Source organism: Haloarcula vallismortis ATCC 29715, from assembly GCF_000337775.1.
Taxonomy (GTDB): Archaea; Halobacteriota; Halobacteria; order Halobacteriales; family Haloarculaceae; genus Haloarcula; species Haloarcula vallismortis.
Genome location: NZ_AOLQ01000069.1, coordinates 294,622 through 307,318 on the forward strand (window position 1 = coordinate 294,622; position 12,697 = coordinate 307,318).

Consider the following 12,697-nt stretch of genomic DNA (forward strand, 5'->3'; position numbering starts at 1 on the left):
CCTGAGTAGCAGTGATGGCTGGCGGTGCCGACAGCAGGTGCGTAAGTAGCCGTCGTTGTCGAGTTCAGTTGCCGTTAGAAATCGCTTAACTGCGACTGCAGCCCGGCAACCAGTTCGGATTTGCGCCGCAACTGCCCAAGAGTGACGGGGAGCTGGTCGGCGATGGCCGTCAGCGTCTCCCGGAAGGACTGGGCAGTCCCGGCTTCGCCGTCAAACGCATTTCGGACGCCCTCGCGCACTTGCCAGACGCCGACAGGAGCCCAGTACTCATCGGTGATTTCCCGCAACACCAGACACTTCGCCTGTCTGTCGCGCTCCTGCAGATGTTCGAGGACGCCCAGCCGTGCCGCATAGTACGCTCCGGCCGTCTCCTCGACGTAGGCGGTCCGACCCTCGTACCCCTCGTGGGCGCTGGACATGTAGTACCCAGTCTCTGGACGCGGGTTCCAGACGCTCTGGGGCGCTTTCATCTCGACGAGTTCGAACTCCCAGCGGCCGGGGGCGAGCACGACCCAGTAGCGGTTCCCCATGTACTCGTTGTACCACAATTCGGGCTTGTCGATGGTGTCGGCGTTGCGTAGCGTGCCCCGGACGTACTGGCCGACGGTATCGTCGACGGCGGTGATCGACCACCGCGTCGGCACCAGTGACCGCTCGCTGGCCTGTCCCAGCGCGCCCGCAGAGAGGATAGTGTTGATGTCGTACACGTCGAATCCACGCCGGTACAGGTACGCCATCGCGCCCTCCGCGCGCCAGTCGTCATCGGACAGCGTCTTCTCGACTGGACGGGGGACGTGGGGGTTCTCCGCTAGGTCGGCCCCTGTCGCGTGTGCCCGCGGTCCCGTCGGCGTGCCCACGTCGTCGAATTTCACGTCCATCTCGGGGGTGCCGTCGAGTCCGACCTCTACGTCGACGGGATGGTCCGCGATAGCGACTTCCCGCTGGACGCCGACGAAACCGTTCCAGACATCGTGGACCCCACCGCTGCCGCGCCCGCTACCGGCGCTGACGGAATCGACCGACGTCGTCTGCGTCGAGTTCACCATGCCGGTCCGGCGCTGGAGTACGTCTTCGATGCCAAGCCCCTCCTGATACCAGTCGCCGCTTGTCGCGAACCCGGCAGCGGCGGCGTCGGTGTCGACCGGGGAGAGCAGACCCGTCGAGACGTTGGGGTATCCCGACCGGCCGACGAAGATTTCCGGGGCCGTCGACCCGAACAGCGAATCGCCCTGCACCGCTGCCTCGAACTGCTGCTCGACGTCTTCGAGGTGGTCCGTGATGGCGTAGGACTTCTCTGCCGCGAGGCGCCGCCGCTGTGCGGCCTCGTCCTCCTCGAACCCCTCGATGAACTCGTCGAGTTGCATCTGTCACGCTTTCGTTCCTCCCCGATAAGAACCTTTCCGGCGGTCCGTGGGAGAGCAACTCTTACAGGGTTGGGTTGAGTAACAACAGGTGATATAAATCATGGTAAATATAACGAAGTGGTTCCTGCTCGGGGCAACGCTGGTCAGCATGGCTGTGATATTCGTTTCGGCGCTTATTCCGGTCGCGTACCAGCAGGCACTGGTCAACCTCCTCGTCGGGGAACTCGCGGCTCTCACGCTCGCCCATTCCACGTACCGTGTCTCATCGGGGAAACAGGTAAGTCCAACTGCAGCAGCGATAGCCATTCTGTCCGGGGTTGTCCTGTTTCTCTCACCCATCCTCATCGAGCCTGTCGACCCAATCCTGTCGGTAATGTTTGCCACTGGAGCTGTTGTCACCATCGGTGGGCTAGTCGGCGTTCTGGGTCGGTTTCTGGGCGGGGAAGAGGGCCGACAGACTGGTGCTGAACGAATCAGCAGTAGAGCCGGGAACTGATAGCCCAATCACAACGTCTATATCGACGGGTCAGCCACCCTCGGACAATGCCGGTTATCGAATGCGACGAGACGACGGCACGCAAGCGACTGGCGGACGCAGGACTCGATGTTCAACAGGGAAACACTGACCACGAGCGCTGGCGCGTTGCACACGGCGGTGCGACAGCGGTCGCCTACGACGGAAAAGTCGTCGTGCAGGGCGAGGGGACTGCACAACTTGAGGCCCTGCTGCGGGGCAACGATGGCGGGCGCGTGCATGCGTATTTTGATGGTGCATCGCGTGGCAACCCGGGGCCGGCTTCAGTCGGCTACGTACTGGTCGACGACAGCGGAATCGTCACGGAGGGTGGGGAGACGATCGGAACAGCGACGAACAACCAGGCGGAATACAAAGCACTCATCCGCGCGATCGAAGTCGCACGTAATTACGGGTTCGACGATGTCCATATTCGAGGCGACTCTGAGCTTATTGTCAAACAGGTCCGTGGTGAGTGGGATACGAACGACCCAGAGCTGCGTGAAAACCGTGTCCGTGTGCGTGAACTGCTGACCGACTTCGACGACTGGCAGATAGAGCACGTTCCGCGGGAAATAAACGACCGGGCAGACGAACTAGCGAACGACGCACTTGACGATGACTGACCTGCCGACAGACGTGGTTGAACAGGCCGAACGGCTAACTAGACTCGCTCGCGAGGCGGTCGACGATGCCGAAGCCGACGCTTACAGGACCGAACGTGACGAAATCCTCGCCGGGTACGACTACACTGCCCGTGTTAGGAACGACGAGACGGGTGACGTGCTCGTCTGCCATCCCGTCGAATGGGTCGAAGACGGTGTCATCCGTCCGGAACGGGTCGACGATATCGACCGTGGTGTCGAGAGACGGCTCTCAGGACCCGGTGACCCGGACGAGTGGGCAGAGATCGACGCTGCAAACCGAGCCGTCGTCGAAGCTGTCACCGAAGCACACGGCGAGACTCACGGGGCCAACGCGGAACTGCTCGCCGATTTCATGGGGAATCACTACGCGAAACCGATTTCGGAGGCGACGCCGGACGAACTACAGGAGTTTCGGGACGACTACGTCCGCCGGAACGCCTGGCCAACTGCGGAGCAACAATCCGTTCTGGACCAGTCGATCCGTCTTACCGTCGAAGAAGCCGGTGGCTGCGTTCCCGATGCGTAACTGTTCGGCACACCCGTCGGTAATCAGTGTTTGTTTCGCGTTAAGAACTGATTAACAGTAGTTCGCAGGTGCCCAGATGCGAGTCTACTGCTGTGCCGCGATCAGATCACGGAGTTCGTCGGCTCGACCGTCGTCGGAAATGAACTTTCCGAACACCCATCCAAGCTGGTCAAGGACTGCGTCCTTGCCCGACTCCGTCAGGGAGTACTGGTTCGTTCGCTTGTCGAGTTCGCTCTTCTCGACGAGACCCATCTCGACGAGGTCGTCGAGGTTCGGGTACAGGCGACCGTGGTTGACTTCGTCGTCGTAGTATTCTTCGAGTTCGCGCTTGATAGCGAGACCATACCGTGGCTCTTCAGCGAGTATTACTAGGATATTCTGCTGAAAAGCGGTAAGTTCTTTTGCGATGCCCGGACTGTCAGTAACTGTTTGTGCCTCTGACATACTTGGGTAAATGTCAGCAAGCTATTTAACACTTGTTAACTCTGGCGCACAACGCCTTCTGTGGGGCATTAACCACCACACAACTAGCAGGTACAATACTGTTGTGAAAGTTATATTATACACTCTCGGCCGAATGGCTTTTTCGATTAATTTGCTTTCAGATTGTCGTTTACAGGCGGTAAGTGTAATCTAAGAATATATCTGTAGTTAGATATTATTGGGTTATATAGGGCATAATACCGAGTAGCTGTGGCTATTACGAAAGGATTTTTTGACGGCGTCGCGCAGTCGCCGGTGATGACGAACCTCTGGGAAGACCTCGAAACTGGACCGAACCCACCCGAAGAAATCTATGCCGTCGTCGAGTGCCTGAAAGGCGAGCGTAACAAGTACGAGTACGAGAAGGACATCCCCGGTGTCGTTCTCGACCGCGTCCTGCATTCAAACGTTCATTACCCGTCCGACTACGGTTTCATCCCGCAGTCGTATTACGACGACGAGGACCCGTTCGACGTGCTCGTCCTTGTCGAAGATCAGACGTTCCCCGGCTGTGTCATCGAGGCCCGCCCCGTTGCCCTGATGAAGATGGACGACGACGGCGAGCAAGACGACAAGGTCATCGCAGTCCCGACAGAGGACCCGCGCTACGACCACATTGAAGACCTCGACGATATCCCACAGCAGACCCTCGACGAGATTGACGAGTTCTTCGCGACCTACAAGAACCTCGAAGAGGGCAAAGAGGTCGAAACGCTGGGCTGGGAAGACAAGGAAGCCGCAAAGGACGCTATCGTCCACGCGCAGGAACTGTACGACGAAGAGTTCAACTGACGCGTCTGAGACCACCTTCCGCGGTTTTGTTCTACTGGCAGTGTACAGTGTATTTCCTGGGGTAATACCGGCAGGTGTCTCCGATGATGTATGAGCATGGGTAATTTTTTGCCCGTGGACACACTATCGGTACGTGTATGGCTACTGATGACACCGACACGGCGCTGGACCACACGACTGTCGTTCCGCGAGTCGAGCGACGGTCGACACCCGGAATCGCACATCTGACGGTGGTTCCGGAGAACGCGGACCAGTCGTCCTGATTGCTGGGCTATGGCGATGATATTGCCGCTTTCGGTGACGCGGCTCCGAAAAGAAGTTTCTTGTTCCTGACCTGACTAACGGGTCGTATGGGATTATTCGACCGATTGAAGGGCGACGACGCACCGCGTGTTGCCTTCTTCGGCATTGACGGCGTACCGTTCAGCCTCATCGACGAACACCCTGACGTGTTCCCGAACCTCACGGAGATGGCGTCGGACGGAAGCGCCGGCCCCATCGACAGCATTGTCCCCCCTGAGTCTAGCGCCTGCTGGCCGGCGCTCACGACTGGCGTCAACCCCGGCCAGACCGGCGTGTACGGCTTTCAGGACCGCGAGGTCGGCTCCTACGACACCTATGTCCCGATGGGCCGTGATGTGCAGGCGACGCGCCTCTGGGACCGTGTCACTGACGATGGCCGCAACGCGACAGTCCTGAACGTGCCAGTCACCTTCCCGCCACAGCGGAACGTCCAGCGGATGGTGTCGGGCTTCCTGTCACCCGGCGTGGACAAGGCCGCCTACCCGGACGAACTCCGGGACCATCTTCAGGATAGCGACTACCGGATCGATGTCAACGCCAAACTCGGCCACGACGACGACAAGAGCGACTTCGTCGAAGACGCGCACAAGACGCTCGAAAAGCGCTACGAGAGCTTCAAGCACTACGTCGAACAGGACGACTGGGACCTGTTTTTCGGCGTGTTCATGACCACGGACCGGGTCAACCACTTCCTGTTCAAAGACTACGAGCGCGACGGCGAGAATCAGGACGCCTTCTTCGAGTTCTACAAGCAGGTCGACGCCTATCTCGGCGACCTGCGCGACCGACTCCCCGACGACGTGACGATGGTCGTCGCCTCGGACCACGGCTTCACCTCGCTTGACTACGAGGTCCACTTCAACGAGTGGCTCAAGCAGGAGGGGTGGCTCGACTACGGGACTGACGACCACTCTGAACTCGGTGATATCAGCGAGGACACGAAGGCCTACTCGCTCATCCCCGGACGGTTCTACATCAACCTAGAGGGCCGGGAACCGAACGGCAGCGTTCCCGAATCCGAGTACGACTCCGTCCGTGCGGACCTCAAAGAGAAACTCGAATCGCTCGAAGGCCCGGACGGCAAGAAGGTCGCTGACCGTGTCGTGACCAAGGAAAAGGCCTTCCGCGGCGACCACGACGACATCGCGCCGGACCTCACTGTCGTCCCGAACCACGGCTTCGACCTGAAGGCCGGATTCAAGGGCTCCGAGGACGTGTTTGGCGTCGGGCCGCGAAACGGCATGCACAGCTTCGACAACGCGACGCTGCTGGTCGACGACCCGGACGTTCGCATCGAAGACGCCGATCTCTACGACATCGCACCGACCATTCTCGACCTGCTCGACCACGACTTCGACCGCGCGAAGTTCGACGGCAGCAGCCTCGCTTGAGGCCGCTACCGTGGTAGCGGTTCGTTTTCTGAGCCGAAAACAGCGGTTAAAACAGGCCGTCCAGTTCGTCGTTCGTGAACTCGTCTGGATCGGCCGTTGCGCCCTGTGAGTTCGCTGCTTCTTTGGCACGGTCCATGAACTCGTTGACCCGTTCGGACCGCTCGACGCCCGAAAGAACGACGAGCGACGCGACTTTATCGGAGCCGAGCGGGAAGTCTCCGCCTCGGACCTCCATACTCCCGGTCTGGTCTTCCACCCAGCGGCGCGCTCGTTCGATACCCTTCCGCGAGAGGCGTTCGGGGTCGCCCGCGACGACGAGAAGGGCCGAGTCGGCCTTGACCGCGTTTGGCAGGCTCATACTCGTAAGGAGGGCGTTCCGGGTAACGCTGGTGATGGTGTTGACGTTCTCGCCGGCGTCTTCGCTGGCCTCGGCGCTGGCGTAACCGATAGAGGCGATTCCGCCGCCCCTGAGCGTGTTGATTATTTCCGAGGAGTCGACGACGCTCTCGCCGACCCCCTCGACCGCCTCACCGGAGGCAAACAGCAGGCCGACGCGCTGTGAGATGGCGTCGTTGACGCGTTCGAAGCCGGCGGCGACGCTGTCGCCGCTGCCCCGCCAGGCGTCGTTGTCGACGAGCAGGAGGGAGTCCGCCTCGCGGGCAGCAGTCTTGAGGGACCGACCGGCGTTGGCCTGGTAGAGGCCGCCCTCGTCTCGGCCGGGGAGGATGCCGAGGACGTACACTGGCTTCTCGTAGATGCGCTTGAGTTCGCGGGCGAGCATCGGTGCGCCACCAGAGCCGGTGCCACCGCCGAGTCCGGCGACGACAACGATAGCCTCGGCCTCGGTCGTGATGCGACCGTCGAGTTCGTCGAGCACTTCGGTGGCATTCTCCTGCATAATCTGTGCCCCGAGCTCGTTGTCACCGCCGACACCGTGACCTTTCACGCGGTCCTGGCCGATGAGGGCCGTATCTATATCGAGATTCTGGAGGTCAGCTCGTGCCGTATTAACGGCAAGGGCACCCCGAACAGCATCGAACCCCATGTCGTAATCGAACTGGGCAAGCGACTGGGTTACTTTCCCGCCAGCCTGCCCGACACCAATCAGGACGACTTTCATACCAAATGTCTTGTGAGGCTGACTAATCAACGTTGTCCTCACGCCTGAACTGGCGACAAGGAGGAGTAAAACGGCTCTCAATCCGGAATACGGGATGTGGTTACTCTACCTGAAGCGTGTAGATCCGTTTGCGAGCGTCGGCGAAGGAAAACCGGGACTCGATGACGCCGATATCTTCGAGACGGGAGAGGGCGTACCGAACTGTCCGTGGCGGCAGGAGCGTCTCCTCGGCGAGCTGGCTCTGAGTCAGGGTTTCGTTGTATTCCAAGACTTTCGCGACGAGTTTCGCGCTCGGCGGGAGCTCACGGACAGCCTCCCATCCCCCATTCTCATACTCGCTGTCGGTATCAGCGGACTGGGTATCGGATGCACTCATGGTATTATTACTGTATCCAATACAGAGTGATAATATTTTCTGTTCAGAATTATGCCCTGCAGAAATGTTACGGCAAAAATCTCGGGCGCGGACCCAGCACTATGCCCGAAAGTTTACCTGCAGTACATCCGGTGTCACAGACGTGGACGAAGTTGAGGTCAGCACAGTCGTGTATGTCCCACCCGAAGAGGTCTATGAGTTTCTGCTTGACTTCCCGGGCTACGCACAATACTCGGAGTATCTCGACCGAGTGGTACAGGACGGCGACGGCTCGCCGGGGACGAACTACGACCTCGTGTTTTCGTGGTGGAAGCTCTCTTACACCGCGCGCTCGGAGGTGACTGACGTCTCTCCCCCGACGCGAATCGACTGGCGAATCGTCAAAGACATCGACGCAGAAGGGCACTGGGCGGTCGAGCCTGATCCGGACGGCGTTCCGGCGGACGTACAGTCGGCGTCACGGGTGCGGTTTCACGTCGCGTTCGACCCTGGGTCGGCCTCGAGCAGTGCCATCGACCTCCCCCGACTCGTTTCGATGGACTGGGTTATCGAGAAAGTCAAGCCACTCATCCGCAAGGAGGCGACCAAAATCGTCGAACGCGTCGTCGAGGACCTCGAAGGGCAGGAGCGGGATGTCGATCTGGAAATTCACGCTGGCCCGGATTCGGTGTAACGCGGTGACAGAGCGTTACTCGGGCGTCTCGTAGTCGCCGCCGTACCGGATGAAGAAGTACGCGAGTCCGAGCGTCGCGACCATCACGAACGAGGTTGCGACGCCGAGCGTTTTCGCGCTGTTTGGCACTGCTGGCGGACCGGAGCTTCCGCCGCCACCGCCGCCGTCACCAGAGGACTGTGTCGGGTAGTCCGTTCCGACGACGACGGCCCCTTTCATTCCGAGCCCCTCGTGTGGCACGCAGACGTAGGGATAGATGCCGTCCTCCTCGAAGGTGTGCTCGTAATTAACGCCGGCCTCTGAGACTGCACTCCCCGAGTCCAGCGGTCCGTCGCCGTCAGAGACGACGTTGTGGCCGCCGCCTTCGCCGGTCCACTCGAACTGGACAGTTGCGCCGTTGTCGACGTGAATCGCGGGCGGGCCGAAGCCAAAGGCTCCGCCGTTTGCCTCCACGCCGACCTCCACTGTCGCCGTGTCCTGTCCGGTCGCATCGGCGACCGAGCCATCGTAGTTTCCGACTTGGTCGAGGAACCCACCAAAATCCGGCTTGCCCCCGCCCGATTCACCGTCTTCCTGTGCGGTCGCGGTGCCTGCAGCGGCCGACGCAGCCGTGGCCCCTGCCGCCGTCCGCAGGAAGCCCCGACGGGACACGTCCGCTCTACCGTCTGTCATACCTGACCGTTTGGGACTCCCCGTCCTGAATATGTCGGTTTCGAATCGCGGCGATACGCCTCGGAGCGTTCACACAACAGTCACGGGTGCCGTGAAACATTTAACGCCGGTAGAACGAAACCACCGGTATGTCTACCGGAAGCCACGGGGTCGTCGGCGGGATCCGTATCGACCTCAACAGATTACACGAAACGTGGATGGAACTCGTGTATCCACGCCAGCGCAACGCCAACGACACCGTACTCGGGACGTGGACGCCAGACTCGGCGGTCGGGATGGCCCTCTACCGCCTCTGGTCTGCGCTTGGGGTCCCAGTCATCGCGCTGGTGTATCCGCTGGTGCTGTGTGGTGTCGTCCTGCGGTATCAGACCCGCCGCATCGACGGCACGGTGACCCGCCTGGGCATTGTTGGCGTCGTTCTCCTTTCTGTCCTCGCCTGGGGCGGTCTAGCGGCCCTCGCCCGGTTTGAACCGGGGAGCATCAACCTCGTGTCGGGCGGGTTCACCGCCGTCGCTGTCGCTGGCGGCGTTGCGACACTGTCGGCCGCACTGGCTGTCACGTTCCGGCGTGTCGGCGGTCGCGTGACAACTGTCGTGCTGGCATACCCGTTCGCAATGACGGCGATATTCCTGCCGCCGGTCGTCGCAGCGCTGTACTCGACGACTGTCGCTTCGGTCGTCATTCCCGCGAGCGATTCACTGTCCCGGTGGTTCCTCTATGAGGTGCTGGCTACCGTCGGCGTCGCGGAGTTCTTCATCGAGAACTTCGACCGGGAAGGCATCGCCTACGTCATCATCTGGCTCGGAATCTCCATCCCGCTTGGATGGGTACTCGGCGTGCTGGTGACGCTCGCGGACTTCGTCCGCCCGACTGAGCGACGGTAAAATAAACCTGCGGGGGACCTCGACTCTGGCGCTTTGCTGTTCTCGACTATCACGAAGACGGCACCCCATTCGTGTCCCGACCGCTGAAAAATACAGTTTACAGCAGCCAAACTATCAGGGGAGTGGAACCTTACCCATCCGCTGCATATAGGTATTCGATGCCTAACTCAGATACGACCTCTATCTACGAGTGGCTGTGCTGCCCGGACTGTGATTCCCGGGAGATTATTCGCGGACCGAGGAACGAACACGGTTCGGTCAAAATTGAGTGTGAAGAGTGCGGTACGGCCGGGTGGCTCGGCCTCTGAACCCAGAACCAGACAGGACAATCTTACAGCCTGACAAACCGAGGTGGACCGCTACGGACTGGCGCGGAATTCGCCGTGTTTCATCCCGAGGAAGAACGCAACGACGGAAAATACGATCATCGAGGGTAGAACCATCATCAAGACTGTCGAGAGCGTCATTACGGATGTGAGTCCAACCGTCGCGACGGCGACGATGACAACCAGTGGAGCCACCGCGGGCACGAAGTCAAAATCCATACCCTAGGTTGTAGCTGGACAATTAAATTCTTTAAGAAAGCAAATCTCCCGGACAATTGACTGACCGATGCTGGTGGGAAACCGATAGCGCCCGCGTGACAGACTGTTACGACGGCGTCGCGTCGGCCGGCTGAACGACCGTTTCTTCCGGCGTGTCCCCGTCAGCGACGGCGATATCCGCCGCCTCGTCGCCGCCGAACACCACGGTCGCGCCGGCCCGCATCGGTGCGAGCAGTCCGGCGACGACCGCTCCCGCTGTGGTCATCGGTGCCCGGAGCGCGAGGGTCGTCTCCGCGTCGATGTCGTAGTCGGCGACGACACGGCCGCTCTCAGCCATGAGTTCGCCGTGTGTGTACGTTCTGTCGGCCGTCAGTACGTCGTCCTCGGGCGCAACTTCGCCCGGCGGCTGCAGCGGGTTCTCGCTCCACAGCTCCCGCTCGAACTGGGCGATAGTCGGGTCATCGACCGGGCCGCCGTAGGCCAGCCCCTTGGTTCCCGGTCCCTGCGTGTAGCGGTCGAGCCACGCCGCTGGCGCGACGAGCGCCGTTGCGTCAACCGCCTTCGGTGGGTCCATGTCGACGATTGCGCCGTCGAGCGCGGCCGCGAGGAAGGCAAGCAGCGCGTCCGGTGCATCCCGGAGGTAGCCCGGCTGGTCCTCATCGGTCGGCTCTTTCGGCCCGACGACGACAGCGACCCGCGTCCCGTGCCGAACGCCGTAGTGCCGCAGCAGATTCCCGCCTTTCCAGGCGTTCGTGGCGAAGTCGGAGTAACTGTACGGTGTCGACCGCTCCGGCGAGCGAAAGAGAACGTCGTCACGGTCGCGCGCCTGCGCGACGAGGTCACCGAGTACCTGCATACGTCGTCGTTCGGCCCCACCGATAAAAAAACAGCGCGGCCACAAAGCCGATGTAAGTGGCTCTCCCCACACCCTAGAAATGAAACGACAACAACAAGTTGCCGACATACTCAGGCACAGCGACATCGACACACCGCCCGCCTACCGGTTGCTTGACGTAGTGACTGAACTCGGCGACATCGCCGCCGAAATCAACGAGACGACCGGATACGGCACCGATTCGACGGCGCTATCGGTACGGGAAGACGAACTCGGCGATGCGCTGTTTGCGTTGCTTGCGCTGTGTGAACAACTTGATGTCGACGCCGACGCCGCACTCTCGACGGCGCTGGCGAAATACGAAGGACGGTCAGGCACAAGCGGGACGCCAACGAGCGGCGACTGATTACAGTGAGTTCTTCAGCTTCTCGAAGAAGCCTTCCTCGACGTCGACCTCCTCGCCGCCGGCCTCAGCGAACTGTTCGAGGGCCTCCTTCTGCTCGGTGTTGAGGCTGTCGGGCGTGACGACCTGCACCTGCACGTAGAGGTCGCCATGGCCCCGACGCTGGAGTCGCGGCATTCCTTTGCCCTCCAGTCGGAACACTTCGCCGCTCTGGGTCCCGCTGGGCACGTCGACTTCGACTTCGCCGTCCAGCGTCGGAACGGTGATGGTGTCACCGAACACCGCCTGCGGGAACGAGATGGCCTGCTGGTGTTGCAGGTCGTCGCCGTCGCGCTCGAAGTCCGGGTGGTCGCGGACGCTCACCTCGATGAGCAGGTCGCCGTTCGGGCCGCCGTTCTCGCCGGGTGCGCCCTCGCGTCCCATCCGGAGGGTCTGCCCGTTGGCGATGCCGGCCGGAACCTCGATTTCGAGGCTCGCGTCGTTCTGGACGACGCCGTTACCCCGGCAGGTCGAGCACGTCTCGTCGTACAGCGTCCCCTCGCCGTCACACCGGCGGCAGGTCGTCGTCTGCTGGACCCGTCCCATCGGCGTCTGCTGGACCTGCGTCGTCTGGCCCTGGCCGTTACACTCAGGACAGGTCTCTGAGTCGGCCCCCGGCGGATGCCCGGCTCCGTCGCAGTCGTCGCAGGCTTCCGGCCGGGTGACGTTCAGTTGCTTCGTCGCGCCGTTGTAGGCCTCTTCGAGGTCGATCTCCAGTCGCGTCTGGAGGTCCTGACCCTGTCGCCGACGGCTGCCACCGCGGCCGCCGCGACCGCCACCACCGAAGAACTGGTCGAAGATATCCTGCATATCGAAGCCGCCAGCGCCGCCGCCAAAGGGGTCTCCGCCCATCCCACCGCGGCCGCCGCCGCCAGCGCCGCCACGTTTTTCGGCCTGCTCGAAGCGCTCGTGGCCCATCTGGTCGTACATCTGGCGCTTCTCCTCGTCGGTGAGGACCTCCTTGGCCTTCTTGGCCTGCTTGAACTTCTCCTCGGCGTCGGGGTCGTCGCTCACGTCCGGGTGGTATTCCCGGGCTTTCTCCCGATAGGCCTCCTTAATCTCGTCTTCGGAGGCGTCCCGAGAGACACCCAGTATCTCGTAGAAATCCTGACTCATTCGTTGTACAAGGC

At 61.3% G+C, this 12,697-nt stretch carries 17 protein-coding genes; 9 read left to right on the forward strand and 8 right to left on the reverse strand.

Annotation, left to right across the window (positions count from 1 at the left end; all coding sequences use genetic code 11):
• Positions 1–74 precede the first annotated feature (74 nt).
• The gene (gene nreA, locus C437_RS18485) at positions 75–1,364 is read right to left on the reverse strand and encodes a DNA repair protein NreA (RefSeq protein WP_004518532.1); all 1,290 of its coding nucleotides are present in this window, start codon (positions 1,362–1,364) and stop codon (positions 75–77) included.
• A gap of 100 nt (positions 1,365–1,464) precedes the next feature.
• On the opposite strand from nreA, the gene C437_RS18490 reads away from it, so the two are divergent.
• Genes C437_RS18490 through C437_RS18500 form a run of 3 tightly spaced genes read left to right on the forward strand, consistent with a single transcriptional unit; the run spans position 1,465 to position 3,051 of the window.
• The gene (locus C437_RS18490; RefSeq protein ID WP_004518533.1) at positions 1,465–1,860 is read left to right on the forward strand and encodes a hypothetical protein; all 396 of its coding nucleotides are present in this window, start codon (positions 1,465–1,467) and stop codon (positions 1,858–1,860) included.
• 47 nt (positions 1,861–1,907) lie between these two features.
• Positions 1,908–2,504 carry a ribonuclease HI gene (gene rnhA / locus C437_RS18495; protein ID WP_004518534.1) on the forward strand — a complete coding sequence of 199 codons (597 nt, stop codon included), beginning with the start codon at positions 1,908–1,910 and terminating at the stop codon, positions 2,502–2,504.
• On the forward strand, positions 2,497–3,051 hold the full coding sequence (locus C437_RS18500) for a DUF7108 family protein (protein ID WP_004518535.1): 555 nt from the start codon (positions 2,497–2,499) through the stop codon (positions 3,049–3,051). Before rnhA ends, C437_RS18500 begins: the two co-directional genes overlap by 8 nt.
• An 84-nt stretch (positions 3,052–3,135) precedes the next feature.
• Here the strand turns inward: C437_RS18500 and C437_RS18505 are convergent, their stop codons facing one another.
• A complete protein-coding gene (locus C437_RS18505) occupies positions 3,136–3,495 on the reverse strand; it encodes a PadR family transcriptional regulator (protein WP_004518536.1) in 360 nt (119 codons plus the stop codon).
• A 297-nt stretch (positions 3,496–3,792) separates the two neighbouring features.
• Between C437_RS18505 and C437_RS18510 the strand changes: the two genes are divergently transcribed.
• From C437_RS18510 to C437_RS18515, 3 genes are all read left to right on the forward strand, one after another.
• On the forward strand, positions 3,793–4,326 hold the full coding sequence (locus C437_RS18510) for an inorganic diphosphatase (RefSeq protein ID WP_004518537.1): 534 nt from the start codon (positions 3,793–3,795) through the stop codon (positions 4,324–4,326).
• Positions 4,327–4,463: 137 nt separating this feature from the next.
• Positions 4,464–4,589 carry a hypothetical protein gene (locus tag C437_RS21170; protein ID WP_004518538.1) on the forward strand — a complete coding sequence of 42 codons (126 nt, stop codon included), beginning with the start codon at positions 4,464–4,466 and terminating at the stop codon, positions 4,587–4,589.
• A gap of 87 nt (positions 4,590–4,676) precedes the next feature.
• Entirely contained in the window at positions 4,677–6,020 is a 1,344-nt protein-coding gene (locus C437_RS18515; protein WP_004518539.1) for an alkaline phosphatase family protein, read from the forward strand.
• 46 nt (positions 6,021–6,066) lie between these two features.
• Here the strand turns inward: C437_RS18515 and C437_RS18520 are convergent, their stop codons facing one another.
• Both C437_RS18520 and C437_RS18525 read right to left on the reverse strand, forming a co-directional pair.
• Positions 6,067–7,140 (reverse strand): tubulin/FtsZ family protein, encoded by a 1,074-nt coding sequence (locus C437_RS18520; protein ID WP_004518540.1) that lies wholly within the window; start codon positions 7,138–7,140, stop codon positions 6,067–6,069.
• A gap of 100 nt (positions 7,141–7,240) precedes the next feature.
• Positions 7,241–7,516 (reverse strand): MarR family transcriptional regulator, encoded by a 276-nt coding sequence (locus C437_RS18525; protein WP_004518541.1) that lies wholly within the window; start codon positions 7,514–7,516, stop codon positions 7,241–7,243.
• A 142-nt stretch (positions 7,517–7,658) separates the two neighbouring features.
• Here C437_RS18525 and C437_RS18530 point away from each other — a divergent pair, with 142 nt between their 5' ends.
• Positions 7,659–8,189 (forward strand): type II toxin-antitoxin system RatA family toxin, encoded by a 531-nt coding sequence (locus C437_RS18530; protein ID WP_004518542.1) that lies wholly within the window; start codon positions 7,659–7,661, stop codon positions 8,187–8,189.
• A 15-nt stretch (positions 8,190–8,204) separates the two neighbouring features.
• On the opposite strand, the gene C437_RS18535 is transcribed toward C437_RS18530, so the two are convergent.
• Positions 8,205–8,861 carry a halocyanin domain-containing protein gene (locus tag C437_RS18535; RefSeq protein WP_004518543.1) on the reverse strand — a complete coding sequence of 219 codons (657 nt, stop codon included), beginning with the start codon at positions 8,859–8,861 and terminating at the stop codon, positions 8,205–8,207.
• 128 nt (positions 8,862–8,989) lie between these two features.
• Between C437_RS18535 and C437_RS18540 the strand changes: the two genes are divergently transcribed.
• Positions 8,990–9,745: a hypothetical protein gene (locus C437_RS18540; RefSeq protein ID WP_004518544.1), complete on the forward strand. Its 756-nt coding sequence runs from the start codon at positions 8,990–8,992 to the stop codon at positions 9,743–9,745.
• A 359-nt stretch (positions 9,746–10,104) separates the two neighbouring features.
• Here C437_RS18540 and C437_RS18545 read toward each other — a convergent pair whose 3' ends face one another.
• On the reverse strand, positions 10,105–10,290 hold the full coding sequence (locus tag C437_RS18545; protein ID WP_004518545.1) for a DUF7333 family protein: 186 nt from the start codon (positions 10,288–10,290) through the stop codon (positions 10,105–10,107).
• Between the two features lie 106 nt (positions 10,291–10,396).
• Complete coding sequence (locus C437_RS18550) at positions 10,397–11,146, reverse strand: hypothetical protein (RefSeq protein ID WP_004518546.1); 750 nt, start codon at positions 11,144–11,146, stop codon at positions 10,397–10,399.
• Positions 11,147–11,225: 79 nt separating this feature from the next.
• On the opposite strand from C437_RS18550, the gene C437_RS18555 reads away from it, so the two are divergent.
• Positions 11,226–11,531 carry a MazG-like family protein gene (locus C437_RS18555; RefSeq protein WP_004518547.1) on the forward strand — a complete coding sequence of 102 codons (306 nt, stop codon included), beginning with the start codon at positions 11,226–11,228 and terminating at the stop codon, positions 11,529–11,531.
• Here the strand turns inward: C437_RS18555 and dnaJ are convergent, their stop codons facing one another.
• Entirely contained in the window at positions 11,532–12,683 is a 1,152-nt protein-coding gene (gene dnaJ, locus C437_RS18560; protein ID WP_004518548.1) for a molecular chaperone DnaJ, read from the reverse strand.
• Between the last annotated feature and the right edge of the window lie 14 nt (positions 12,684–12,697).